The sequence below is a fragment of the Streptomyces sp. NPDC090077 genome, from assembly GCF_044747545.1.
In the GTDB taxonomy this organism is placed as follows: Bacteria; Actinomycetota; Actinomycetes; order Streptomycetales; family Streptomycetaceae; genus Streptomyces.
Genome location: NZ_JBIVEG010000024.1, coordinates 1 through 23,845, shown reverse-complemented (window position 1 = coordinate 23,845; position 23,845 = coordinate 1). Strand labels below are relative to the sequence as shown.

The 23,845-nt window shown below is 75.4% G+C and carries 22 protein-coding genes and 1 pseudogene; 15 read left to right on the top strand and 8 right to left on the bottom strand.

From position 1 onward, the window contains the following. Positions 1–18: 18 nt before the first annotated feature. Positions 19–885, bottom strand: a complete 867-nt coding sequence (locus ACIPW5_RS30135; protein ID WP_401251537.1) for a DUF4184 family protein — start codon at positions 883–885, stop codon at positions 19–21. A gap of 147 nt (positions 886–1,032) precedes the next feature. On the opposite strand from ACIPW5_RS30135, the gene ACIPW5_RS30130 reads away from it, so the two are divergent. The 4 genes from ACIPW5_RS30130 to ACIPW5_RS30115 all read left to right on the top strand — a co-directional run bounded on the left by ACIPW5_RS30130 (position 1,033) and on the right by ACIPW5_RS30115 (position 4,111). Beyond that, complete coding sequence (locus tag ACIPW5_RS30130) at positions 1,033–2,250, top strand: lytic transglycosylase domain-containing protein (protein ID WP_401251534.1); 1,218 nt, start codon at positions 1,033–1,035, stop codon at positions 2,248–2,250. 139 nt (positions 2,251–2,389) lie between these two features. Beyond that, positions 2,390–2,821, top strand: coding sequence for a hypothetical protein (locus tag ACIPW5_RS30125; protein ID WP_401251531.1), 432 nt, complete (start codon positions 2,390–2,392; stop codon positions 2,819–2,821). Between the two features lie 164 nt (positions 2,822–2,985). Further along, positions 2,986–3,126 carry an SPW_0924 family protein gene (locus ACIPW5_RS30120; RefSeq protein ID WP_401251529.1) on the top strand — a complete coding sequence of 47 codons (141 nt, stop codon included), beginning with the start codon at positions 2,986–2,988 and terminating at the stop codon, positions 3,124–3,126. 13 nt (positions 3,127–3,139) lie between these two features. Then, positions 3,140–4,111, top strand: coding sequence for a DUF3068 domain-containing protein (locus ACIPW5_RS30115; protein ID WP_401251526.1), 972 nt, complete (start codon positions 3,140–3,142; stop codon positions 4,109–4,111). Here the strand turns inward: ACIPW5_RS30115 and ACIPW5_RS30110 are convergent. Together ACIPW5_RS30110 and ACIPW5_RS30105 are read right to left on the bottom strand one after the other, a co-directional pair. Further along, the gene (locus ACIPW5_RS30110) at positions 4,098–6,728 is read right to left on the bottom strand and encodes an ATP-dependent RNA helicase (protein WP_401251523.1); all 2,631 of its coding nucleotides are present in this window, start codon (positions 6,726–6,728) and stop codon (positions 4,098–4,100) included. The two genes, ACIPW5_RS30115 and ACIPW5_RS30110, sit on opposite strands and share 14 nt — an antisense overlap. A 4-nt stretch (positions 6,729–6,732) precedes the next feature. Beyond that, entirely contained in the window at positions 6,733–7,569 is an 837-nt protein-coding gene (locus ACIPW5_RS30105; protein WP_401251520.1) for a class I SAM-dependent methyltransferase, read from the bottom strand. 374 nt (positions 7,570–7,943) lie between these two features. On the opposite strand from ACIPW5_RS30105, the gene rpsA reads away from it, so the two are divergent. From rpsA to ACIPW5_RS30085, 4 genes are all read left to right on the top strand, one after another. Continuing rightward, the gene (rpsA, locus tag ACIPW5_RS30100) at positions 7,944–9,458 is read left to right on the top strand and encodes a 30S ribosomal protein S1 (protein ID WP_007263497.1); all 1,515 of its coding nucleotides are present in this window, start codon (positions 7,944–7,946) and stop codon (positions 9,456–9,458) included. A 241-nt stretch (positions 9,459–9,699) separates the two neighbouring features. Continuing rightward, on the top strand, positions 9,700–10,638 hold the full coding sequence (locus ACIPW5_RS30095; protein WP_401251516.1) for a PAC2 family protein: 939 nt from the start codon (positions 9,700–9,702) through the stop codon (positions 10,636–10,638). A 60-nt stretch (positions 10,639–10,698) separates the two neighbouring features. Beyond that, the gene (gene coaE / locus ACIPW5_RS30090) at positions 10,699–11,313 is read left to right on the top strand and encodes a dephospho-CoA kinase (RefSeq protein WP_401251514.1); all 615 of its coding nucleotides are present in this window, start codon (positions 10,699–10,701) and stop codon (positions 11,311–11,313) included. Positions 11,314–11,479: 166 nt separating this feature from the next. Beyond that, on the top strand, positions 11,480–11,812 hold the full coding sequence (locus tag ACIPW5_RS30085) for a tetratricopeptide repeat protein (RefSeq protein WP_401251749.1): 333 nt from the start codon (positions 11,480–11,482) through the stop codon (positions 11,810–11,812). A 20-nt stretch (positions 11,813–11,832) separates the two neighbouring features. On the opposite strand, the gene ACIPW5_RS30080 is transcribed toward ACIPW5_RS30085, so the two are convergent. After that, positions 11,833–12,096: a DUF6343 family protein gene (locus ACIPW5_RS30080; protein WP_401251511.1), complete on the bottom strand. Its 264-nt coding sequence runs from the start codon at positions 12,094–12,096 to the stop codon at positions 11,833–11,835. 73 nt (positions 12,097–12,169) lie between these two features. Further along, on the bottom strand, positions 12,170–12,793 hold the full coding sequence (locus ACIPW5_RS30075; protein WP_401251508.1) for a hypothetical protein: 624 nt from the start codon (positions 12,791–12,793) through the stop codon (positions 12,170–12,172). Between the two features lie 18 nt (positions 12,794–12,811). Here ACIPW5_RS30075 and ACIPW5_RS30070 point away from each other — a divergent pair. From ACIPW5_RS30070 to ACIPW5_RS30055, 4 genes and pseudogenes are all read left to right on the top strand, one after another. Then, positions 12,812–13,180: pseudogene (locus ACIPW5_RS30070) on the top strand (helix-turn-helix domain-containing protein); the annotation flags it as partial. Between the two features lie 693 nt (positions 13,181–13,873). After that, on the top strand, positions 13,874–14,788 hold the full coding sequence (locus ACIPW5_RS30065; protein ID WP_401251759.1) for a hypothetical protein: 915 nt from the start codon (positions 13,874–13,876) through the stop codon (positions 14,786–14,788). A gap of 125 nt (positions 14,789–14,913) precedes the next feature. Further along, positions 14,914–17,739: a DEAD/DEAH box helicase gene (locus ACIPW5_RS30060; RefSeq protein ID WP_401251505.1), complete on the top strand. Its 2,826-nt coding sequence runs from the start codon at positions 14,914–14,916 to the stop codon at positions 17,737–17,739. Further along, the gene (locus ACIPW5_RS30055; protein ID WP_401251502.1) at positions 17,736–18,941 is read left to right on the top strand and encodes an SWIM zinc finger family protein; all 1,206 of its coding nucleotides are present in this window, start codon (positions 17,736–17,738) and stop codon (positions 18,939–18,941) included. The genes ACIPW5_RS30060 and ACIPW5_RS30055 overlap by 4 nt, the downstream gene beginning before the upstream one ends. Here ACIPW5_RS30055 and ACIPW5_RS30050 read toward each other — a convergent pair. Continuing rightward, positions 18,922–19,470, bottom strand: coding sequence for a hypothetical protein (locus ACIPW5_RS30050; RefSeq protein ID WP_401251499.1), 549 nt, complete (start codon positions 19,468–19,470; stop codon positions 18,922–18,924). The genes ACIPW5_RS30055 and ACIPW5_RS30050 overlap by 20 nt on opposite strands. Before the next feature lie 127 nt (positions 19,471–19,597). Here ACIPW5_RS30050 and ACIPW5_RS30045 point away from each other — a divergent pair, with 127 nt between their 5' ends. Further along, entirely contained in the window at positions 19,598–20,281 is a 684-nt protein-coding gene (locus ACIPW5_RS30045) for a chaplin (protein WP_401251496.1), read from the top strand. Here the strand turns inward: ACIPW5_RS30045 and ACIPW5_RS30040 are convergent. Then, positions 20,274–20,933 (bottom strand): DUF2293 domain-containing protein, encoded by a 660-nt coding sequence (locus ACIPW5_RS30040; RefSeq protein ID WP_401251493.1) that lies wholly within the window; start codon positions 20,931–20,933, stop codon positions 20,274–20,276. The genes ACIPW5_RS30045 and ACIPW5_RS30040 overlap by 8 nt on opposite strands. A gap of 123 nt (positions 20,934–21,056) precedes the next feature. On the opposite strand from ACIPW5_RS30040, the gene ACIPW5_RS30035 reads away from it, so the two are divergent. After that, positions 21,057–21,485: a cupin domain-containing protein gene (locus ACIPW5_RS30035; RefSeq protein ID WP_401251491.1), complete on the top strand. Its 429-nt coding sequence runs from the start codon at positions 21,057–21,059 to the stop codon at positions 21,483–21,485. Here the strand turns inward: ACIPW5_RS30035 and ACIPW5_RS30030 are convergent. Further along, positions 21,449–22,894, bottom strand: coding sequence for a WGR domain-containing protein (locus ACIPW5_RS30030; protein ID WP_401251488.1), 1,446 nt, complete (start codon positions 22,892–22,894; stop codon positions 21,449–21,451). The genes ACIPW5_RS30035 and ACIPW5_RS30030 overlap by 37 nt on opposite strands. Before the next feature lie 92 nt (positions 22,895–22,986). Here ACIPW5_RS30030 and ACIPW5_RS30025 point away from each other — a divergent pair, with 92 nt between their 5' ends. Next, a complete protein-coding gene (locus ACIPW5_RS30025; protein WP_401251485.1) occupies positions 22,987–23,628 on the top strand; it encodes a uridine kinase in 642 nt (213 codons plus the stop codon). The last annotated feature ends 217 nt before the right edge of the window (positions 23,629–23,845 follow it).

Genomic DNA, 23,845 nt, shown 5'->3' with positions numbered 1-23,845 from the left:
CGCACGCCCGTCCCCGCCTCAGGCGGTGGGGACGGGCGTCCGCGTTTCCGCGTCCGGACGGCCGGGCCGGTCCCGGTCCCGGTCGCGGCGCTGCCGGAGCCGTACGAGGGCCCCGTACAGCAGCAGCCCGACGGCGAGCCCGCCGCCCGCGCCGAAGCAGACGGTCGGGATGATGTCGAGCGGGCTGCGGATCCGGTCGTAGAAGGTGTAGAAGCGGACCACCCGCAGGGTGATCCCGACGGCCGCGCACCCGGCGATCAGGGCGGCGGCGCCCCACAGCTCCGCGCGGCCGAGGACCGGCACGGAGGCGGGCGCGGGCCCGTCGGGCAGCCGTCGCAGGCCGCTCACGGCGAACCAGAGCAGCGCGCAGGCGGCCAGCGCCGAGGAGCCGTACTGGAGGTAGGAGTAGGCGGGCAGGCCGAAGGCGAGCGGGTCGCCCAGCCACGGCAGCGCGTTCGTCCCCCAGCGGTCCAGGTGGGTGAAGCTGTCCCACCCCACGTGGGTGAGGGAGCCGGCCACCGCCGAGAGGTAGAACCACAGGGCGAGCGGGGCCGCCGGGCGTCCCCGCCAGCGCTCCCCGCGCACGAAGGCGTGCACCCGGCCCCGCCGGCCGCGCGGCAGGAGGGCGACCAGCGGCTCGCGCAGCAGCAGCCAGCAGGCCGCGAGGAGCGCGGTCAGCACGGCGTCCACGGTGGCCACCCCGGGCAGGGAGTGCGCGAAGTGGCCGTAGCCCATCACGCCGTTCACGACCGCGTCCGCGAAGTAGAAGGTGTCCGGGGCGAACGACCCGAGGACGAGCGCCGAGGCGACCAGCGGCCCCCGGGCGCGCCCGGTCCGGCGCATGGCCGGAAGTACGGCGGCCGCGTGGCTGAGAGTGAACGGCACGGGGCCTCCTGGGGTGCTCGGGATCCGGACAGTATGCGTGAGCTGCGAGGGAACGTGGGGATCCGGTGAATGTCCGTGGCACGACGCGTGCCCTGTGCAGGGAGCTGACGTAGGGTCACGCGGACGTCCAAGGGGAGGGGAACCGTCATGTCGGCACGGATATTCGGACGCGGCCTGCGCAGGGGCGCGGCCGCGGCTCTGGTCTCGGCCCTGGTGGCCGCCGCCATGACGGCGTCACAGGCACCGGCGGGCGCCGACGAGGAGCGGCTGGTGGCGGCCGGCGAGGAGGCGGCGGCGCAGCCGGCCGGTGGATCCGGCGGGGACTCCTCCTACTTCACCGAACTGCCGCCCCTCATAAGCCCCCAGCCACCCGCGGTGGTCCTGCCGGACGGGCAGTCGGGCGCCCCGGTGCAGCCGGAGGCCGCGCCGGCGCCCACGCCCACGGCGGCCGTGGTGCCGGCGGCGGACCGGCCGGCGGCCGAGGCCACGCAGGGGATACCGGCGAGCGTGTTCGCGGCGTACCGCGCGGCCGAGCAGCGGGTCGCGGCGGACGACCCGGGCTGCGGACTGCGCTGGCAGCTCCTCGCGGCGATCGGCAAGGTCGAGTCGGGCCAGGCGCGCGGCGGGCAGGTGGACGCCGCCGGCACGACCCTGCGGCCCATCCTCGGCCCCGTGCTCGACGGGAACGGCTTCGCCAACATCTCCGACACCGACGGCGGGGCCTTCGACGGCGACGCCCGCTACGACCGGGCCGTCGGGCCGATGCAGTTCATCCCGTCCACCTGGGCGGCCTGGGGCCAGGACGCGAACGGCGACGGGCGGCGCGATCCGAACAACGTCCACGACGCCGCGCTGGCGGCCGGGCGCTACCTGTGCGCGGGCAACCGCGACCTGCGGACGGGGGCGGGCCTGGACCGGGCCGTGCTGTCGTACAACCAGTCCGGGGAGTACCTGCGCACGGTGCGGTCCTGGTTCGCGTACTACCTCCAGGGCGCGCACGAGGTCCCGGACGCGGGCGGCAGCGGCGCGGGCGTCCCGGCGGGCCCCCGCCCCTCGGACCCGAAGCCGACCCCGACCCCCACTCCGGCACCGACCCCGACGCCCACGCCCACCCCCACCCCGACGCCCACCCCGACGCCGAGTCCGTCCACGACGCCGACGCCGAAGCCGAGCCCCACCCCCACGCCGAGGCCGACCACTCCGACGACGCCCACCCCGACGCCGTCGTCGACGCCGAGCCCCACCGGGACGCCGGTGCCCACGGCCACCCCGACGCCGCAGTCGAGTCCTCCGGTGACCCAGTCGCCGACGCCGAGCCGGATGCCGAGCCCCGCCCCTTCCGCCACGGCGAGCCGGCAGCCCTGATCGCAGGGTCCGCTTCCGGCACCCTTTTGGCCGGTTCCCGACGAAACCGTTGCCGGGGCATATGCCCCGCCCTAGCGTGATCGTCGCCGTTCGCACACCCGTCCGGGAGGTGCTCGGCATGACGGGGGAGGTAGTACGCATGTCACGATTCACCACATCTGCCAAGCGTCGGCTCGGCAGGCTCGCCATCGCCGCGGGGGTCGTCCCGCTCGCGCTCTTCGGCCTGTCCTCGCCGGCCAGTGCGGACTCCGGCGGGGGCTGCTCCGGACACTCGTCGTACGGCTGGTCGTACGACGTCTGCATCAGCAGCGGCGGGGGAAAGCTGTACGCCGACGCCTACCGCAAGAGCGCGGGCTCGGCGGGCTCCAGCTGCAGTGTCAGCGTGAGCATCTACGAGCTCTGGTCGGGCCTTCGTCGCCAGGTCATCAACAGCCAGTACTCCTGCTCCAGCGGATACGTGGGCAAGGTCGCCGCGGGCAAGCGCTCCGGGGCCGAGTACGTGACCATTGTGATGGTGATAGTCGACGGCGGTACCCCCTTCCTCCACGAGTCCCCCGTCCAGTACACCTGAGTGCACTTGCACCCTCAGCCCGCGTCGACGTGCCGGTCGGCGCGGGCTTCCGCGTTCCCCGAGGGCGGCCGGCCGTCGAGCCGCCGCCCGGACGGTTCTCATCTCACCCCCGCGTTGCTACGGTACGCCTCCCTGACGACCCATCAGATTACGGAGGCTCCGCCGTGCGCGCACTCGCCGCCGCCGCCGTCGGGCTGGCCGCCGCGCTCGCCCTCGTCCTCGCCGTGACGGCCGCCGGGGTACCGGAGGGCGAGACCTCGCCCAGACCGCTGCTCACCACCGCGCCCGCCGCGCCCGGAAAGTAGAGGAGGCCCGGCCGTGCGACGCAGAGCGAGCCTCGTACTGCTTGCCCTGGCCGTGTTCTGCGCAGCCCTCGCACCACTGCTGCGCTGGTACGCGTACCCCCGGCTCGCCAAGATCCCGGCCGGCCAGTACCAGGAGATGGTCCTGGAGGCCAAGGACGCCACACTCCTCGACTACGCGGGCGGCATGCAGCCCAAGAAGGTCGACAAGGTCACCATCGTCCAGACCCTCAAGGGCAACGTCGAGGCGTCCAGGGAGATCGAGGCCGACGCCGGCAAGGACGTCGTCGTCTGGGACACGCTCTCCTACATCATCGGGCCGGACGGCAAGATGGTCTCGCAGATCCCCGAGCGCTACATCTTCGACGCCCACACCCAGGACCCGGTGCACGCCACCGGCGAGATGGTCGACGGCGACCCGGTCAAGCGCGAGGGCATCGAGTTCAAGTGGCCCTTCTTCACCGAGCCGCGCGACTACCTCTACTTCGACGCGCAGACCCGCACCTCCTCGCCGATCCACTACGTCGGCCCGCGCACCTACCGGGGCATGGACGTCTACTACTTCGAGCAGACCGTCCCCTGGACCAAGGTCCCCATGCCGAAGAAGATGCCGATCGAGGGCATCGACCCCGCCACCATCGAACAGACCACCGGCACCACCCTCTGGTACACGGTCAAGGCCCGCTTCTGGGTCGACCCCGTCACCGGCGCGCCCGTCAACGCCGAACAGGACATCCAGCAGGAGATGCGCGGCGGCATCGCGGCCGGAGCCCCCGACGGCAGGCTGACCGCCTTCGCCGGGCACGTCACCCTGCGCGAGGACTACGCGAAGCACACCCTCGACCTGGTCTCCGCCAACCGCACGAAGGTCCTCGCGCTCCACACCTACGCCCCGGCCGGCCTCGCCCTGACCGGCCTGGCGCTGCTCGCCGCCGCGCTCTGGCTGGAGGCCCGGGGGCGCCGCACCCCGCCCGTCAACGCCCCCTGAGCCGCGCGTTCGTGTGCCGGGTGGGCTCGGCGGTCGCCGGGTCCTCCGGCCACGGGTGCTTCGGGTACCGGCCGCGCAGCTCCGCCCGCACCGCCCGGTAGCCGCCCTGCCAGAAGGAGGCCAGGTCGGCCGTGACGGCGGCCGGCCGGCCCGCCGGCGACAGCAGGTGCACGAGTACGGGAACCCCCGCCACCCGGGGCGTCTCGGCCAGCCCGAACAGCTCCTGGAGCTTCACGGCCAGCACCGGCTGCCCGGCCGAGTAGTCCACCCGGATCCGGGACCCGCTCGGCACCTCGATCCGCTCCGGCGCCAGCTCGTCGAGCCGGGCCGCCTCCCCGGTGGCCCACGGCAGCAGCCGCTCCAGGGCCCGCCCCGCGTCGATCCGCCCCAGGTCGGCGCGGCGCCGGGCGCGCGACAGCTCGGGCTCCAGCCACTCCCCGGCCCGCTCCAGCAGCGCCGCGTCGTCCGACACGTCCGGCCAGCCGCCGCCGAGCGTCCGGTGCAGGAACCCGAGCCGGTCCCGCAGCGCCAGCGCGTCCGGGGTCCAGCGCAGCAGCCCCAGCCCCTCCGCGAGCAGCCCCTCCAGCAGGGCGGCCCGCACCGGCTCCGGCGCCGGGTCGCGCAGCGGACGCGCGACCAGCTCGACCGCCCCGAGCCGCTCGACGGCACGGGCGACCACGTCCCCGCCGTCCCAGCGGACCTCCTCCCCGGCGGCGAACAGGTGCGCGGCCGCGGCCTGGGCGGTGTCCTCGTCGAGGACCGCCGCCAGCCGGACCCGCGCGGACGCCGCGTGCGGGGCCCGGTCGGCGACGGCCACCGCCAGCCAGGGCGCGTTGCGCAGCGCCGACCCCTCCCCGACCTCGGCCGCGGTCCCGGAGGCCATGAGGAAGGCCCCCGAGCCCTTGGCCCGTGCCACCCGCTCGGGGAACGCCAGGGCCGCGACCAGCGCTGCGGCACGGTCGTCGTCCCCGCCCCGCCCTTCGCCCGTTCCCCGGGGCTGCGCCCCGGACCCCCTGGGGGCTCCGCCCCCAGACCCCCGCGCAGCGGCCCCAGCCCCGGCACCCGCTCCAGCCGCGGACGCACCGGCGGCGTCGGACCCGGTACCCGACGCACCGGCGGAGCCCAGCGCGCGCTCCAGGCGGGCGACCTCCGCACGCCAGCGGGACGCATAGGCGTCACCGCCCCGCCGGGCCGCGCGCCACGCCCCGGCCAGGTCGTCCCCGTACTCCCGCGGAGGCTCCTCGCTCAGCAGCGCCACCACCTCCGCCGCCCGCCGCCCGCCCAGCGCGGCGGAACCGTCCAGCAGGGCCCGCGCCAGCCGCGGGTGCAGCCCCAGCCGGGCCATCCGCAGCCCGCGCGGGGTCGGCCGCCCGGCCACGTCCACGGCGCCCACCGCCACCAGCACCTCCCGCGCCGCGGCCATCGCCCCGGCCGGCGGCGGGTCCAGCAGCGCCAGCCCGGCCGCGTCCGGGTCGCCCCAGCAAGCCGCCTGGAGCGCGAACGGCGCCAGGTCCGCGATCCGGATCTCGGGCGAGGGGAACGCCGGCAGCCGCCCGTCCTCCGCCTCGGCCCAGCACCGGTAGACCGCGCCCGGCGCCTCCCGCCCGGCCCGGCCCGCCCGCTGGCGGCCCGCCGCACGGGACGCCCGTACCGTCGTCAGCGCGCCCAGCCCCCGGGCGTGGTCCACCCGGGGCTCGCGGGCCAGCCCCGAATCCACGACCACCCGCACCCCCGGCACGGTCAGGCTCGACTCCGCGACGGCGGTCGACAGGATCACCCGGCGGTGCTCCGCGGCGGTCAGCGCCGCGTCCTGCACCGCGGCCGGCGCCCGCCCGTGTACCTGGAGCACCTCCGCGTCCACGCCGGCCAGCTGCCCGGCGACCCGGGCGATCTCGCCGACGCCGGGCAGGAAGCACAGCACGTCGCCGGAACGTTCCGCCAGGGCCCGGCGGACCACCGCCGCCACGTGCGCCAGCTGCGCCGGATCCACCCTCATGCCGTGCGGCGGCCGCACCGGCCGGGCCGGCGGCGCCCACACCGTCTCCACCGGGTACGCGACCCCGGCGGCCTCCACCACCGGGGCGTCCCCCAGCAGCCGGGCCCAGCCCGCCGCGTCGGTCGTCGCCGAGGCGGCCACCAGCCGCAGCTCCGGGCGCAGGTTCTCCCGTACGTCCAGCAGGAACGCGGCGACGGTGTCGGCGTCCAGGTGCCGCTCGTGGCACTCGTCCAGCACCACCACGTCCACGCCGGCCAGCTCCTGGTCCCGCTGGAGCCGCTGGAGCAGCACCCCGGTGGTCACCACCTCCACGGCCGTGTCCCGGCCCGCGACGCGCTCCCCGCGCACCGTGAAGCCCACCGAGCCGCCGACGGCCTCGCCCAGCAGCCACGCCATGCGCCGCGCCGCCGCCCTGGCGGCGATCCGCCGGGGCTCGGCGACGACCACCCGCCGCCGCGGGCCCCCGCCCACCAGTCCGGCGAGCACGAGCGGCACGAGCGTGGTCTTGCCGGTCCCGGGCGGTGCGCACAGCACGGCGGTGCCGCGGCCGTCCAGCGCCGAGACGAGCGCGGGCACGGCCTCCCGCACGGGGAGGGAGTCGAGGGCGGCCTGGCGGATCAAGGGATCAGTCCCTCTCGCACACGAAGACCGCGGTGCCCGGGATCAGGTTGCCGCGCAGCGGGGACCAGCCGCCCCACTCCTGGCCGTTCCACTCCGGCCACTCCGGCTCCACCAGGTCCAGCAGCCGGAAGCCGCCCGCGACCACGTCGCGGACCCGGTCGCCGACCGTGCGGTGGTGCTCGACGTACACGGCCCGGCCCTGCTCGTCCTGCTCGACGTACGGGGTCCGGTCGAAGTAGGACGCGGAGACCGAGAGCCCCTCGGCGCCCGGCTCGTCGGGGAAGGCCCAGCGGATCGGGTGGGTCACGGAGAAGACCCAGCGGCCGCCGGGGCGCAGCACGCGGTGCACCTCCCGCATGACGTTGACCGGGTCGGCGACGAAGGGGACGGCCCCGTACGCGGAGCAGGCGAGGTCGAAGGACCCGTCCCGGAACGGCAGCCGGCCGGCGTCGGCCTCGACGAGCGGCACCTCCCCGCCGATGCGCAGGGCGTGCTGGAGCTGGCGGTGGGAGAGGTCCAGGGCCACCGGGCGGGCGCCCTGCGCGGCGAGCCAGCGCGAGCACTGGGCGGCGCCGGCGCCGATCTCCAGGACGTCCTTGCCCTTGAGGGAGGCGGCGGGGCCCAGCAGCGCGGCCTCGGCCTCGTCGAGGCCCTCGGGGCCCCAGACGAAGCGGTCGTCGCCGAGGAAGGCGCCGTGCTCGCTCTGGTACTCGTCGGCGTTGCGGTCCCACCAGCCGCGGCTGGCCCGGCTGCTCTCCGCCTCCCCGGCGTCCCGCCGGGTGGCCTCGGCGCCGTCCTCGTCCTCGGAGGCGTCTTCGGGGGCGTAGTCCTCTTGGTTCATGGGGCCCGTCGTCGTAGTCTGCGGATGGCTCGGTGGTCCGGGGGCCGGGAAAACTCGTGCGGAGCGCTCATCACCGCGTTCCCGCCCACGAATTGTGCCGGTTATGCGGTGATCTGCCCGCGGTGTGCGCCTTCGCGCATTGACCCTGTCCGGCTGCCCCCGTATGCTACAAGTTGCGCTGCGAGCCTGTGCTCCTCAGACCTAGCAGGCTGCGCTTGCATCTGTTGAATGTCCCCTCGGTTTTCGAGGCCCTTCCCCCTTTCAGGGGATCTTGGGGCTTCTTTGGCTGTCCGGCTTCTTCGGCAGGTGCCGATAAGGGCTCCCGGCGTAGCAGTACCTACGACTTTCTGTCCGTAACCGGAGCCCTTTCCCACATGACGAGCAGCACCGAGACCACCGCCACCACCCCTCCGCAGGTAGCGGTCAACGACATCGGTAACGCGGAAGCCTTCCTGGCCGCGATCGACGAGACGATCAAGTACTTCAACGACGGCGACATCGTCGACGGCGTCATCGTGAAGGTCGACCGGGACGAGGTCCTGCTCGACATCGGTTACAAGACCGAAGGCGTGATCCCGAGCCGCGAGCTCTCGATCAAGCACGACGTCGACCCGAACGAGGTCGTCAAGGTCGGCGACGAGATCGAGGCCCTGGTTCTCCAGAAGGAGGACAAGGAAGGCCGCCTGATCCTGTCCAAGAAGCGCGCTCAGTACGAGCGTGCCTGGGGCACGATCGAGAAGATCAAGGAAGAAGACGGCATCGTCACCGGTACCGTCATCGAGGTCGTCAAGGGTGGTCTCATCCTCGACATCGGCCTCCGTGGCTTCCTGCCGGCCTCCCTCGTCGAGATGCGTCGCGTCCGCGACCTCCAGCCCTACGTGGGCAAGGAGCTCGAGGCGAAGATCATCGAGCTGGACAAGAACCGCAACAACGTGGTCCTGTCCCGCCGCGCCTGGCTCGAGCAGACCCAGTCCGAGGTTCGCCAGACGTTCCTCACCACCCTGCAGAAGGGTCAGGTCCGCTCCGGCGTCGTCTCCTCGATCGTCAACTTCGGTGCGTTCGTGGACCTGGGCGGCGTCGACGGTCTCGTCCACGTCTCCGAGCTGTCCTGGAAGCACATCGACCACCCGTCCGAGGTCGTCGAGGTCGGTCAGGAAGTCACCGTCGAGGTCCTCGACGTCGACATGGACCGCGAGCGCGTCTCCCTGTCGCTGAAGGCGACGCAGGAAGACCCGTGGCAGCAGTTCGCCCGTACCCACCAGATCGGCCAGGTCGTCCCGGGTAAGGTCACGAAGCTGGTTCCGTTCGGTGCGTTCGTCCGCGTGGACGAGGGCATCGAGGGTCTGGTCCACATCTCCGAGCTGGCCGAGCGCCACGTGGAGATCCCGGAGCAGGTCGTCCAGGTCAACGACGAGATCTTCGTCAAGGTCATCGACATCGACCTCGAGCGTCGCCGGATCTCGCTGTCCCTCAAGCAGGCCAACGAGTCCTTCGGTGCCGACCCGGCGTCGGTCGAGTTCGACCCGACCCTGTACGGCATGGCCGCGTCCTACGACGACCAGGGCAACTACATCTACCCCGAGGGCTTCGACCCCGAGACCAACGACTGGCTCGAGGGCTACGAGACCCAGCGCGAGACGTGGGAGCGCCAGTACGCCGAGGCGCAGGTCCGCTTCGAGCAGCACCAGGCCCAGGTCATCAAGAGCCGCGAGGCCGACGAGGCCGCTGCCGCCGAGGGCGCTGCCGCCCCGGCCGCCGGTGGCAACGCCGGTGCGGGCGTCTCCGGTGGTTCGTACTCCTCCGAGGGTGCGGACGAGACCTCCGGCGCCCTGGCGTCGGACGAGGCCCTGGCCGCGCTCCGCGAGAAGCTGGCCGGCGGCCAGAGCTGATCGCAGCGCATCACACCCCGGTGTGAGCTGAGCTGAGCTGAACGACGAGGCCCGTCCCCTTCGGGGGGCGGGCCTCGCCGCGTTCCCGGACCGTGCGGGGGCGCGCGGCGCCGGCCGCGTCCGGCACCGTGGGTCCGTCCGCCGTCGCATTGCGTTTGTGTCAAAGCCGCCCGGCTGGGAATGGCCGCGCGGTCCCGGACGTTCTTCGCAGGGAACACGGCGCGAGGGAGGAGTGGTGACGGTGCTTGATCCACAGGGTCTGTACGAATGGGACGCCAAGGGTCTGGCGGTGGCGGACCTGGCGCTGACCCAGGACTCGGCCGGACTGGTCATGCTGTACCACTTCGAGGGCTACATCGACGCCGGCGAGACCGGCGAGCAGATCGTCGAGCGCCTCCTCGACACCCTGCCCCACCAGGTGGTGGCCCGCTTCGACGCGGACCGGCTGGTGGACTACCGGGCACGCCGCCCGCTGCTGACGTTCCAGCGCGACCACTGGACCGAGTTCGAGGAGCCCCGCCTGGAGGTGCTCCTGGTCCAGGACGCCACCGGCGCGCCGTTCCTGCTGCTCTCCGGCCCCGAGCCGGACGTGGAATGGGAGCGCTTCGCCGTCGCCGTCCGGCAGATCGTGGAGCGGCTCGGGGTCCGCCTCTCGGTCAACTTCCACGGCATCCCCATGGGCGTACCGCACACCCGGCCCGTCGGCATCACCCCGCACGGCAACCGCACCGACCTGATGCCCGGCCACCGCAGCCCCTTCGACGAGGCCCAGGTGCCCGGCAGCGCCGAATCCCTGGTCGAGTTCCGCCTCGCCCAGGCCGGACACGACGTGCTCGGCGTCGCCGCGCACGTCCCGCACTACGTCGCCCGCTCCCCGTACCCGGACGCGGCACTGACCGCCCTGGAGGCCATCACGGCCGCCACCGGGCTGGTCCTGCCGGCCGTCGCGCACGCCCTGCGCACCGAGGCGCACCGCACCCAGACGGAGATCGACCGGCAGATCCGCGAGGGCGACGAGGAGCTCGTCGCCCTCGTCCAGGGTCTGGAGCACCAGTACGACGCCGCGGCCGGGGCCGAGACCCGGGGCAACATGATCGCCGAGCCGGCCGAGATCCCGTCGGCGGACGAGATCGGCCGCGAGTTCGAGCGGTTCCTGGCGGAGCGCGAGGGCGAGGGCTAGGTCCACGGCGTCCAGCGGGCGGTGTTCCTCGGGAGGGGGACACCGCCTAGGGTGCTGACCATGCTGAAAGTGGGCCTGACAGGCGGAATCGGTGCCGGCAAGAGCGAGGTCTCGCGGCTGCTGGCGGGGTACGGGGCGGTCGTCGTCGACGCCGACCGGATCGCGCGGGAGGTCGTGGAGCCGGGCACGCCCGGACTCGCGGCCGTGGTGGAGGCCTTCGGGGAGGCCGTGCTCACCGCCGACGGGCGGCTGGACCGCCCCGGGCTCGGGGCGATCGTCTTCGGCGACCCGGCGAAGCTCCGGACCCTCAACGCCATCGTGCACCCGCTCGTCGGGGCCCGGTCCGCCGAGCTGGAGGGCGCGGCGGGACCCGACGCGATCGTGGTGCACGACGTACCGCTCCTCACCGAGAACGGCCTCGCGCCCCTGTACGACCTCGTCGTGGTCGTGGACGCGGCCCCCGAGACGCAGCTGGCCCGGCTGACCGCACGGCGCGGGATGGCCGAGGAGGAGGCCCGCGCCCGGATGGCCGCCCAGGCCACGCGCGAGCAGCGGCTGGCCGTGGCCACGCTCGTGATCGACAACGACGGGCCGCTGGAGGCGCTGGAGCCCCAGGTGCGCAAGGTCTGGGAGGAACTGAAGACCCGGGCCGGTGCGGGCACGGCCGCCGGGTAGACCCGTCAGGGGCGCGGAATAGGCGCGGCGGGCAAGGGCGTTGAACGCGCCCGTAGAGGGAAGGAAAGACAACGTGTCCGAAACCACGCCCCCGCCGCCGCCGTCCACCGGACCGGGATCCGGGCCCACCGGGCCGTCGGGTTCCGCGAGCCCCGAGACGCACGTCATCGACTACCGCGCCGCCGAGCAGCTCCTCGCCGCCCGGGACCCGCGCGGCGCGGTCCGCCTGCTGGACTCCGTCATAGCGGCGCACCCCGAGAACACCGCGGCCCGGCTGCTGCGCGCCCGCGCCTTCTTCGCGGCGGCCCAGCTGCGTCCCGCCCAGCTGGAGTTCGAGCTGGTGCTGGAGCGGGAACCGGACAACGCCTTCGCCCACTTCGCGCTCGCCCGCACCCACGAGCGGGCCGGCCGCCCGGAACAGGCCCGCCGCCACTTCCGCCTCGCCGCCGCCCTCGACCCGCAGCCCGAGTACGTGCAGGCGGCCCGCTTCGAGAGCTAGGCCGTCTCTGAAGAGACGGCCTAGCGGGCACGGTGCGGGGGCTCGTACGGGGGGACGCCGGGGCCCGGCTGGTAGTGCGGGCCCTGGTGGATGTGCCGTACGACGACGGCCAGGTCCACGGCGGCCACCAGCGCGAGCGCCGCGCAGGCGGCCGCCCAGCCGGGACGGCCGGCCAGCGAGAACGCGGCCGCCCCGGCGGCGGCCCAGAGCAGCCCCCACAGACTCAGCCAGAACCGCAGCCGCAGCGGACTGCGGGCGGTCACCGGCTCGTTTCCGGTACGCATGGCCATCGCCTCACCCTGTTCGGAGGCCTCGGTTCCATGGTCCCACCGGAGGGCCCGCCGCGGGGGCCGGGACTCAGGGGTTGAGCTTGTTCACGGCCGTCGTGGTCGTCTTCTTGAAGGCGGGCACCGGGGCGTCGGGCAGGTTGCCCATCTGGCCCCACTTCACGACGGTCACGGTGGAGCCGTCGCGTCCGATCCCGTACAGGTGCACGCCCGGCTCGGACTCCGGGATGGAGGCGCCGACGCCGTAGACGTGCGCGCCCTCCTCGACGGCCAGCTTCCCGTAGTCCTGCCAGGAGGCGGTGCCGCCCGGGTTCGCGCGCAGCCAGTCCGCGGCGCAGCCGGCGACCTTGCGCTCCAGGGCGGAGGCGAGCTTCGCGGCGGCGGCGTCGGAGGCGGCGCGCACGGAGATCTGGACGGCGCCGGTGTCGAGCTCGGTGCCGAAGGTGCGGTGCCAGCTGCCGGCCGCCGGGAGCACCCCGTCCAGGCAGAACGGGGCGTCCTCGGGCAGCCCCTTGGTGACCTTGCCGGCGAACCAGGGGGAGGACGGGTGCGGGGGCAGGTCGGTGCCGTTCAGGAAACCGGGGGCGGTGGCCGCGGCGGTGGCGGTGCCGGAGGCGGTCAGGGCGAGGGCGGCGGCCGCCGCCAGGGCGGTGGCGGCGAGGGCCGAGGTGCGGTGGGCGGTGCGTCGGAACACGGTGTCTCCCCGTAACAGGTGCGCTTGCGGTCGTGGTTGCGGTGCGGTCGTCGGGTGACCGCTCCAACAGCCTGCCCCGGTCCGGTGCGTTGGGGAACGGATCGCCGCGGAACCGGGACACTGGAACGGCCGTATGCACTGTCACCTGGGGGAACGCCCCCGGGGTGGAACGGCGTCACGGGACGGGGGAGCGGCGTGGCCGAGCCGGAGACCGAGGAATTCGCGCGTCTGATGCGGGAGCTGAAGGAGCGCGCGGGGTTGAGTTACGGGGTGCTCGCGCGGCGGCTGCACACGAGCACCTCGACGCTGCACCGGTACTGCGCGGGGGAGGCGGTGCCGGCCGAGTTCGCCGTGGTGGACCGCTTCGCCCGGGCCTGCGGGGCCGCGCGCGAGGAGGCGGTGGACCTGCACCGCGCCTGGCTCCTGGCGGACGCCCGCCGCCGTGCGTCCTCCCGCGGCCCGTCGGTGCCGCCCCCCGCCCCGGGCGCGGTGCCGGGTGCCGGGGCGGGGGCCGGGGCGGGGGCTGCGCCCGGCTCCGGCGCCGACGCCGGGGGCGGAACGGGGTCCGGTCCTGCGGTCGGGGCCGGCACCGGGAACGGGGCTGGGGCCGAGCCGGGGCAGGGTGCGGGGACCCGGGGCGGGAGCGGGCTCGCGGCTTCGGCCGGGGCCGGGGCTGCGCCCGGCGTCGGTACCGGGGTCGAGCCGGGTGAGGGCACGGGGTACGGGGCTGGGGACGGGGCTCCGGCCGGGCCCGGGTTCGTGCCCGGCGTCGACTCCGGGGCCGTGGGCGGCCCTGCGGCCGGGTCCGGAGCCGGAGCCGGGTCGGGGTCCCCGTCCGGGGCTTCGGCCGGGTCCGGGGTTGAGTGCGGCATCGGGGGCGGGGCTGGGCCTGGGGTTGGGTTCGAGCGGGGTGCGGTTGCGGGTGCCGGAAGTGGGTCCGGGGCTTCGGCAGGGTCCGGGGCCGGCGTCGGCTCGGGGGCCGGGGGCGGCTCCGCGTCCGGGTCCGGCGCGGGGGTCCCTTCCGGGGGTTCGGCCGGGGGCGTTCCCGCGGCACCGGCTTCCGGGGGCGGAGCCGGGCGGGTGGTGCGGCGGCCCGGCGGGGTGTGGCAGCGGCGGAGGGTGGTCGGGGCGGGGGTGGCCGGGGTGGTGGCGGCCGCCGTGGCCGCCGCCGTGCTCGCGGCGGCCGGGCCCGAGACGCGGTCCCCGCAGGCGGGGCCGCCCGCCGGGCGTCCGTCCGGCCCGGCACCGGCGGCCGTACCGGGCGGCCCCACCGGCTCGGCGACCGCGCCGCCGGAGTCTCCGGCTGCCTCCGCCCCGACCCCCTCCGGGAGCGCGAGTACCGCGGTGTCCGCGCCTCCGCCGGCGCCCTCCGCGGGGCCGGTGGCGACACCGCTCAAGGCGGCGGTCCGGTCCCACGTGTGGGCCGCCGGCTGCGACCATGCCTACCTCTCCGAGCGGGCCCCGGAGACCGTCCCCGCGCCGCCCGTGGAAGCGGACGCGCCCGCCTGGGCGCGGGCGCAGCGGGCCGTGCACGCGGGGACCCAGACCGTCGAGGTCACCCTGCACGGCACCGGGGACCAGGCCGTGGTGCTCCAGGGGCTGGAGGTGCGGGTGGCCGGCCGGCGGACCCCGCCCGCCTGGAACGTCTACCAGATGTCCCCGGGCTGCGGCGGGGGCCTCACCCCGGCCGGCTTCGCCGTGAACCTGGACGCGCCGAGGCCCCTGGCCCGGCCCGTCGCGGGCAACGACTCCGGCACCCGGCTCCCCGCGCCGGCCTTCCCGCTGCGCGTCTCGGCGGCCGACCCGGTCGTGCTCCGGGTGACGGCGGCCGCGACGGGCTGCGACTGCGACTGGTACCTCGAACTGCGCTGGAGCGGGCCCGCCGGCTCCGGAACCCTGCGCCTGGACGACGACGGGGTGCCCTGGCGCACCAGCGCCGCCACGGGCCGGCCCGAGTACGGCTTCGCGGGGGAGCTGGGCCGCTGGGCGCGCTGACCGCCCCCCTCGGCAGCCCGGCGTATCCGCAGGTCAGCGCCGGTTGTCAGTGGGCCCGCCTAGACTCGGCGGCAGTGGATCCGCCATGACCGGGCGGAGCCGGGCAGCAGGGAAGGGGGGACCCCGTGAGCGCGCAGCCGCAGCCGCCGCAGCCGTCGTTGCTGCGCCGCGCCGCCGTGTTCCTCCCGGCCGCCGTACCCCGGGAGGGGCGGGTGGCGTTCTGGTGCCCCGAGGGGGACCCGCTGCCCGAGCTGGGGACCCCGCACCCGCTGAAGGTGGTCCGGCCGCACGGGGCCGGCGTCCGCACGCGTACGGTGCCCGCCGTGGCGCTGCCGGTGGCCGCCGCCCTGCCCGTGCTGCTGCGGGCCGCCCGCAGCCCGGCCGCGCATCCCGCCACCCGCGCCTGGGGCACCGCCGCCGCGCAGGCGCTGTCCCTCGCCGCGCGGGGCCGCCTGCTGCCGGGGCTCACCGCCGACGGGGTCGACGCCTGGCGTGCCGGTCCGCTGGACGCCGAGGACGTCGGGTACCTGCGCGCCGTCGCGGCCGCCCTGCCGCACGAGGGGTACGCCACCCCGCTCGCCGGACGCCGCCCGACGGCCCTGCCCGAGCCCGAGGTCCTGGTCCGGGCCTTCCTCGACGCCGTCGCCGACGTGCTGCCGCGGACTCCGGCGGCGCCCTTCGCCTCCGGGCGGCCGTTCGCTGCCCCGGAGCCGCAGCGGGTGCCGGGGATACGGGAGTGGGCGGCGCAGGTCGCGGCCGGCGCCGATGCCGGGGTGGGGATCTCGCTCCGGCTCGACCTGTCCTCCTTCCGCCTGTTCGACGAGGCCGAGCCGGAGGACGTCCGCCGCGCCGGGGCCGCCGTGGTCCAGGTGCACAGCCTGGCCGATCCCACCCTGGTCACCGACGCGGGGCTGCTGTGGGCCGGGGCGGCGGCCGCCGGGTTCGGCCCGCGCGCCCGGATCGACGCCGTGCTCGCGCTGCGCCGCGCGGCGCGGGTCTGGCCGCCGCTGCTGCGCCTGCTCGACCAGCCGGTGCCCGACGCCCTCGCCCTGTCGGACCCGGAGCTGGAGGACCTGCTGGGCACCGCCGCGACCCGGCTGGCGGCGGCCGGAGTCCTCGTGCACTGGCCGCGCGAGCTGGCCCGTACGCTCTCGGCGACCGCGGTCGTACGGCCGGCCGCCCCCGGTTCCGCGACCGACGGCACCGCCTTCTTCGACGCGGCCTCCCTGTTCTCCTTCTCCTGGGAACTGGCCCTCGGAGGGGACCGGCTCACCCCGGGCGAGATGGACGCGCTCGCCCAGGCCCACCGGCCCGTGGTGCGGCTGCGCGACCAGTGGGTGCGGGTCGATCCCGAGCTGGTGCGCAAGGCGCGCAAGCGGGAGCTGGGCCTGCTGGACCCGGTGGACGCGCTGGCCACCGTACTCACGGGCGAGGCCGAGGTCGGCGGGGAGGCGGTGCCGGCGGTTCCGGTGGGGGCGCTGGCCGCCCTGCGGGACCGGCTCACCGGGGACCTGCCCCCGGTCGCGGCGCCCGCCGCCCTGAAGGCGACCCTGCGGGACTACCAGCTGCGCGGGCTGGCCTGGCTCGACCTGATGACCTCGCTCGGACTGGGCGGCTGCCTCGCCGACGACATGGGCCTGGGCAAGACCGTCACCCTGATCGCCCTGCACCTGCACCGGGACCGGCCCGAGCCCACCCTCGTGGTCTGCCCGGCGTCGCTGCTGGGCAACTGGCAGCGGGAGATCGAGAAGTTCGCCCCCGGCACCCCCGTGCGCCGCTTCCACGGCGCCGGCCGCAGCCTCGACGGGCTGGCCGGCGGCTTCGTCCTCACCACGTACGGGACCATGCGCGCGGCGGCCGCCCGGCTGGCCGGGCAGAGCTGGGGCCTGGTCGTCGCGGACGAGGCCCAGCACGTCAAGAACCCGCACTCGGCGACGGCGAAGGCGCTGCGCACCATCCCGTCCCCGGCCAGGGTGGCCCTCACCGGGACCCCCGTCGAGAACAACCTCTCCGAGCTGTGGGCGCTCCTCGACTGGACGACGCCGGGACTGCTGGGCCCGCTCACCACCTTCCGCGCCCGGCACGCCCGCCCGGTCGAGCACCAGCAGGAGGAGGACGGGGGCAACGAGGCGGCGGTGGCCCGGCTGGCCGCGCTCGTCCGGCCGTTCCTGCTGCGCCGCAAGAAGTCCGACCCCGGCATCGCCCCCGAGCTGCCCCCGAAGACGGAGACGGACCATCCGGTGTCCCTGACCAGGGAGCAGGTCTCCCTCTACCAGGCCGCGGTGGACGAGGCGATGGCCGTGATCGAGGGCAGCGAGGGCATCGAGCGGCGCGGCATGATCATGAAGCTGCTGGCCTCGCTCAAGCAGATCTGCAACCACCCGGCGCAGTTCCTGAAGGAGGCGGAGCCCCGCCTCGCGCACCGCTCGGGCAAGCTCGCCCTGCTGGACGAGCTGCTGGACACGATCCTGGCCGAGGACGGCTCGGTCCTGGTCTTCACCCAGTACGTGACCATGGCCCGGCTCCTGGAGCGGCACCTCGACGCCCGGGGCATCCGCTCGCAGCTCCTGCACGGGGGCACCCCGGTGCCCCGCCGCGAGGAGCTCGTCGACCGCTTCCAGTCCGGTGAGGTCCCCGTCTTCCTGCTGTCCCTCAAGGCCGCGGGGACGGGCCTCAACCTCACCCGCGCCGGACACGTGGTCCACTACGACCGCTGGTGGAACCCGGCCGTCGAGGAGCAGGCCACCGACCGCGCCTACCGCATCGGCCAGACCCAGCCCGTCCAGGTCCACCGCATCATCGCCGAGGGCACCGTCGAGGACCGCATCGCCGAACTGCTGGAGGCCAAGCGGGCGCTGGCCGATGCCGTGCTCGGCTCCGGCGAGGCCGCGCTGACCGAGCTGACGGACCGCGAGCTGGCCGATCTCGTCTCCCTGCGGAGGCCTGCGTGATCACCGCCCGGGACGACCGCCGCCGCACCTTCGAGACCGTGCCCGCCGGGGTGGAGGCCGCGACCTGGTGGGGCCGGGCCTGGGTGGCCGCGCTGGAGGAGCGCGCGCAGGACCCGGCCCGGCTGCGGCGCGGGCAGGCGTACGCCGCCGAAGGCCACGTCGACGCGGTCACGGTCACCCCCGGCCGGATCGTCGCCTACGTCCGGGGCGGTCGGGCCCGCCCCTACCGCACCGAGCTCACCCTGCCCGCCTTCGCGGACGCCGAGTGGTCCGCCCTGCTGGAGGCGCTGGCCGCCGACCCCGCGGCCCTCGCCGCGCTGCTGGAGCGGGAGGTCCCGCAGTCCCTCGCGGAGACCGTGCTGCCCGGCGCGGGCGAGCTGGAGGCCCGCTGCTCCTGCCCGGACACGGTGCGGCCGCCCTGCAAGCACGCGGCGGCCCTCTGCTACCGGGCGGCCCGGCTCCTGGACACCGACCCCTTCGTCCTGCTGCTCCTGCGCGGCCGTGGCGAGCGCGAGCTCCTCGACGAGCTGGGCCGGCGCAACGCCGCGCACGCGGCCCGCGAACAGCCCGGTACCGCACCGGACTTCCCCGGAGTGCCGGCCCGGGCGGCGCTCGCCCGGACCGTCCTGCCGCCGCTGCCGGCCCTGCTCGCCGCACCCGCCGCCGCGGGCCCGCCGCCCGCCTACCCCGCCGATCCGGCCGCTCCCGACCCGCTGGCGCTGGAGCAGCTCGCCACCGACGCGGCCGCCCGCGCGCTGGCCCTGCTGGGCACGGGCGAGGACCCCGTCGGGGGCCTCACCCTCTGGCAGGACGCCGTCCGGCTGGCGTCGGCGCACCCCACCTCGGGCCTCACCGGCACCGCGCGGACCCTCTACCGGGACCTGGCCCGCGCCACGGGCCGCAGCACCACGGACCTGGCGCGCGCCGCGGCGGCCTGGCGCCAGGGGGGCCTGCCCGCGCTCACCGTGCTCGACGAGCCCTGGGACCCCCCGGCCGGGCCCTTCGACCGGGCCCGGCCCGCGCTGCTCGCCGCGGGCCAGGGCGCCTTCCGTCCCGAGCGGAACCGGCTCACCGCCCGCACCCGCCAGCTCCGGCTGAGCCGCGAGGGCCTCTGGTACGCCTACGAGTCCCGCCCGGACGCCGACGACTGGTGGCCCACCGCCACCCCGTCCCCGGATCCGGTCACCGCCCTGCTGCGCTGACCTCGCCCGCCCAGGAGGACAGGGCCGCGAAGTCCCGGTCGCGCAGGCCGTGGCGGGGGTGGATGCGCAGCAGGAGGCTCGGTGCCGGGTGGTGGGCGCCGACCCAGGCCCGGTCCTGCGGGGTGATCATGTCGTCGACCCAGGCGAAGGGCCGGCCGGCCGCCCAGTCGAGCAGCGGGCGGGTCTTCCAGGAGAGGCCGTCCGGGTCGCGGGCGAAGAGCTCCGGCCACTCCACCACGGGCAGGTCGCCGGGGAGCCCGATGTGCGGGGAGATCAGGGTGTTGGCCTGGTGCGTCCAGGCCGTGGCCCAGGCCAGTTCGAAGGGCAGGGCCTGCAACCGGGCGCCGTGCGAGGGGTGGAGGCGCACCCGGACGCCGCGCCGGGCCTTGCGGGACTCCGGGTCGCGGTAGGAGAGCCAGACGTCCGGGCGCATCCGGTGGCTCGTGTAGCCGCGCAGACCTGCGAAGAGGGACCGGAACGGGTTGAGCGGGCCGTCCACGTCGAGCAGCAGGAGCGGTCGTTCAGTCATGAAGTAGGCACTACCCAGTACACGATGGAGTGAAATGCCTACCGGCTCTATAACCCGAACGGGTTTACCGCGTTGTTTCCGGTACGGGCTCGATGCCCGTGAAACCCTCCGGAAGGCAGGAAATCTCATGCGTCACACTCGTCGGAACGGCTTGATCGCGGCGATGGTCGCGGGTGGCGGACTGGCGGTCGCGGGGGTGGGCGGCTTCGCGTACGCCGACGCCGAAGCGGGCGGGCAGACCGAGCGCTCCCCGGGACTGCTGTCCGGGAATCTGGTCCAGCTGCCGGTGCACGCCCCGGTGAACGTGTGCGGGAACACGGTGAGCGTGGTCGGGGTGCTCAACTCTGCGGCGGGCAACCGCTGTACCAACACCACTGCCGACCGGGGCAATCCGGACGGCGGGCCCTCCCATCCCTCGAAACCGGGGTCCGGCCACGGGGGAGGGGCGAGCGCCGCGGGGAGCGGAAAGGATTCCCCCGGGCTGCTGTCCGGCAACGGCGTCCAGCTCCCCGTGGACCTCCCGCTGAACGTCAGCGGCAACTCGGTCAACGTCGTCGGCGTCGGCAACGGCTCCCACGGGAACACCTCCGTGAACGGCGAGACCCCGACCGGGGGCAAGCCCGCGCAGCCGCCCGCCGTGCAGCCGCCGGTCACCCAGCGGCCGGTGACCCCGCCCGCCCCGGGGACCCCGCCGCGGGACCCCTCGGCCCTGGCCCGTACCGGCTCCGACGGGCTCGGCTACCTGGTGCCCGGCAGCGGAGCCCTGCTCCTCGGCGGGGCGCTCCTCTACCGCCGCTTCCGCCTCAGCTGACGGACCCCGTACGCCAGCCGTCGAGGATCGCGTCGATCCGCGCCGCCAGCCGGGCCCGGGCCGCGAACCGGGGCACACCCGCCATCAGCAGCGCGTCGTACTCGGTGTCGGTGTGTCGCACCGCGGCCCGTACCGCGACCGACACCGCCTGCTCGTCGAGCGCCCGGCCGGCGGCGGTACGCCCGACCCTGCCGCTGCCGCGCACCGAGGCGTGGGCGGCGATCGCCCGGGCGCGGTCGGGCGGGATCCCCGGGAACAGCCGCCGTATCTCGGCCGCGAAGGCAGCGGTGAACCGGACGTCCTCGGCCGCGCGGCGCAGCCGGTCCCGATCCCGGCGGCGGGCCCGGGCATCGGCGTCGGCGAGGCAGGCGCGCTCGGCGCGGGCCAGCGCGGCGTCCTCCACCAGCAGCCCCTGGCGTTCGTAGCGGCGGCGTCCCCGGTGCCGGCGCACCACGACGGCGTGCAGCGAACTGCCTTCCCGGGCGCGGCGGGTGAGCGCCGCGTCGCCGCGCGGCAGGTAGACGAGATGGCCGAGGTCGGCGCAGTCCAGGCAGCGGGGCACACCGGATTCGCGGACGAGGTGACGCAGCGGCCCCCGCCGGCAGGCGGCGCAGTGGATCGGCTTCTGCGACTCGAAGACGACGAGACTCATGCCGTTGTGATACCGCCCGCGGGCCCCTCTATCACCTGAGGCGGAAGGGTTGTTGGTCTTTCATAAAATCCGACTGGATGTCATCAGGTCCGTCTAGCGTGAGCCCCCGGCAAGGAGGAGCACATGGGTGGACGACAGGCGACGGTACGGCGCCCCAGACCCGCGGGAGCGCCGAGGCGGACCGCACCCTCGGGCCTCGCGGGCCGGGAGGTCGTCATACCCCCCGGCGGCTGCACGGGATGGCACTACCACCACGTCCCGCTGATGGCGGTGGTCAAGTCCGGGACCCTGACCCGCTTCCTGTCCGACGGCACCGTGGAGGTGCACCCCGCCGGGGCCACCTTCGTCGAACCGGCCGGCGCCGGCCACGTCCACCTCGGCCGCAACCTCGGGACCCGGCCCGTCGTCCTCCAGATCACCTGCGCCCTCGCCGAGGACGACCCCTGGTCCGTGGCCGCCCCGGCCCCGCCCGGCGCCGTACCCTGCAACTGTCCCGAGGACCCCCGGTGCGCCGCTCAGACCAGCCGGCGTATCTCCCCGCGCACCCGGTAGAAGCCCCCGCTCGCCGCGTGCAGCCCGTCCACCACGTACCGGGCGCCCACCTCCCGGATCCCGCGCGGGAACTGCACGTTCCAGCCGTGCTCGAAGCCGTCCGACACCACCTGCACCCGCATCCGCCCGCCCTGCTGGACGCACTCCACCACCACACCGCCCGCCGGCGCCGCCGCCACCGAGACCGTCGCCACCGCCGAAGCGGAGGCCGCCGGGGTGAACACCGGCAGCGCAGCCGCCGACTTCACGTCCACCGCGGTCGGCACGGACCCCTGCTGCGCCGCGGCGATCGCCGCCTCGCTCGCGTCCACGCACACCAGCGAACCGTCCGTCGTGACGAGGTACAGCCGCTCGTCCAGGTACTGCATCGACAGGGCGGAACCCCCACCGGTGCCCAGCTTCCACAGCCGGCGCCCGTCCGCGTCGAAGCAGTACACCGAGGAGGAGGAGTCACCGGCGAAGACGTGACGGCCGTCCGGAGAGGTCGCGCACGAGTACACCGCCGCGTCGCACGGGTACGAGGCCTCGACCCGGCCCGTCGCCTTCGACAGGCGCTGCACGGTGTTGCGCACCGTCCCCGCGTACACGGCGTGCTCCTCCTGCCAGCCGAACAGCACCCCGCCGGGCGTCGACGTGTGCCACAACTGGCCCGTGCCGTCGGCCGCGTAGGCCGTCACGCCCGCGGCGTGCCCGTGGTACACGGCCCGCTCGTCCGCCCGGACCATCCAGGCGCCGGTACCGGAGGACTTCCGCGACCACTGGTGCTCGTCCTCGTGGTCGATGACCGTCAGACCACCGTTGGCGTCGGAGACGTTCAGCACGCCCTCGTGGATGTCGAGCCAGTAGATGTCCACGTCCGCGGCTATCCCGTACGCCGCGAACGGCACCTTCGAGGACAGGTCGTACACCGTGCCGTCGTCACAGCCCGCGTAGATCCAGAACTCGTCCGCCACCAGGCACTTCACCCCGTCCGGCAGGGAGTAGCGGGCCAGCACCTCGCCGCCGTGGCTCACCGTGTAGACGTCCCCCGCCTGGTTGCCCACCCAGCAGCGGTCCTCGTCCACGTGGATGCCGAAGGCCGAGGAGCCGGTGCGGAACCGCCACAGCACCGGTGCCACCGCGCGGGCCGTGGACGGCGCCGACGCCACCTGCCGCCGGGTCACCGAGCGGGCGGCGCGCGCGCCCTGCACCGCCGGCGCGTACCCCTTGCGGACCTTCTCGCCGATCTTCTTGGCGGCGGCCGCGCGGGCCTTCTCGGCCGTCGGGAACGACGAGCTCTGCAGCTGGCCGGCCGCGCCGATGCGGCCGTAGCGCACCGAGACGGCGGTGCCGTCCACGGTCACCTCGTAGAACTTGTGCGCCGCGCCGTCCTCCTGCGACAGCTCCAGATACGTCGTCTCCCGAGCCATGACAGACCCCTCCCCAAGAACAGGGCCGCCGGCTCCTTTCCACCGGTGATCCCTCGTGAAAAACGTTAGGGCGCACCACTGACAATGGGCTGGTGAAGCTGGAAGCGATCACCTGGCAGCGCATGGCCGAGCGGCTCGCCGCCCACCTCGACGGGCCCGCGGACGACGGCACCGCCTGGCAGCGGGTGGGCATCGACGGGGCCCCTGCGGCCGACACCGGGGTCCTGGCGGAGGAACTGGCCGGGGCGCTGCGCCCGCGCGGGCGGCCGGTGCTCGTCGTGGCCGCCGGGGGGTTCCTGCGGCCCGCGTCGCTGCGGTTCGAGTACGGGCGCGAGGACGTGGACGCGTACCTCGGGGGCTGGTACGACACGGGCGCGCTGTGGCGGGAGGTGTTCGGCCCGACGGACCCCGGCGGCACCGGGCGGGTGCTGCCCGACCTGTGGGACCCGGTCACCGACCGGGCCACCCGCAGCCCCTACGTCGAACTCCCGCCGGGCGGGGTGGTGATCGTCCACGGGCCGCTGCTGCTGGGGCACTGGTTCCCGTTCGACCTGAGCGTGCACGTCAGCCTCTCCGCGGGGGCGCTGGCGCGGCGGACGCCGTCGGGTGAGCGGTGGACCCTGCCGGCGTTCGCCCGCTACGCCCGGGACACGGAGCCGGCCGCGGCGGCCGACGTCCTGGTCCGCGCCGACGACCCCCACCACCCGGCCTGGACCGGCCTTCCCCCGACGTAGGGCCTGCCGGGCGGGGGTGGTTGGCCGGTGCCGGGTGCCGGGTGCCGGGTGCGGGTGCTTGGCCGCTGCGCGGGGCGGTCCCCTACCCGCCCTTCGCCCGTTCCCCGGGGCGTTGCCCCGGACCCCTCCTGGGGGCTCCGCCCCCAGACCCCCGCGCCTCAAACGCCGGCGAGGCTGGAGTTGCCGGCCGGGGCTGGAGTGCGCGGAGCGCACTTCC

Bases quoted from the DNA above. Each gene is read 5' to 3' on its own strand.
- ACIPW5_RS30035 (WP_401251491.1), top strand. From the start codon at position 21,057: ATGGGTGGACGACAGGCGACGGTACGGCGCCCCAGACCCGCGGGAGCG.
- ACIPW5_RS30130 (WP_401251534.1), top strand. From the start codon at position 1,033: ATGTCGGCACGGATATTCGGACGCGGCCTGCGCAGGGGCGCGGCCGCG.
- ACIPW5_RS30105 (WP_401251520.1), bottom strand. From the start codon at position 7,569: ATGAACCAAGAGGACTACGCCCCCGAAGACGCCTCCGAGGACGAGGAC.
- ACIPW5_RS30040 (WP_401251493.1), bottom strand. From the start codon at position 20,933: ATGAGTCTCGTCGTCTTCGAGTCGCAGAAGCCGATCCACTGCGCCGCC.
- rpsA (WP_007263497.1), top strand. From the start codon at position 7,944: ATGACGAGCAGCACCGAGACCACCGCCACCACCCCTCCGCAGGTAGCG.
- coaE (WP_401251514.1), top strand. From the start codon at position 10,699: ATGCTGAAAGTGGGCCTGACAGGCGGAATCGGTGCCGGCAAGAGCGAG.
- ACIPW5_RS30050 (WP_401251499.1), bottom strand. From the start codon at position 19,470: ATGACTGAACGACCGCTCCTGCTGCTCGACGTGGACGGCCCGCTCAAC.
- ACIPW5_RS30030 (WP_401251488.1), bottom strand. From the start codon at position 22,894: ATGGCTCGGGAGACGACGTATCTGGAGCTGTCGCAGGAGGACGGCGCG.
- ACIPW5_RS30045 (WP_401251496.1), top strand. From the start codon at position 19,598: ATGCGTCACACTCGTCGGAACGGCTTGATCGCGGCGATGGTCGCGGGT.
- ACIPW5_RS30125 (WP_401251531.1), top strand. From the start codon at position 2,390: ATGTCACGATTCACCACATCTGCCAAGCGTCGGCTCGGCAGGCTCGCC.
- ACIPW5_RS30080 (WP_401251511.1), bottom strand. From the start codon at position 12,096: ATGCGTACCGGAAACGAGCCGGTGACCGCCCGCAGTCCGCTGCGGCTG.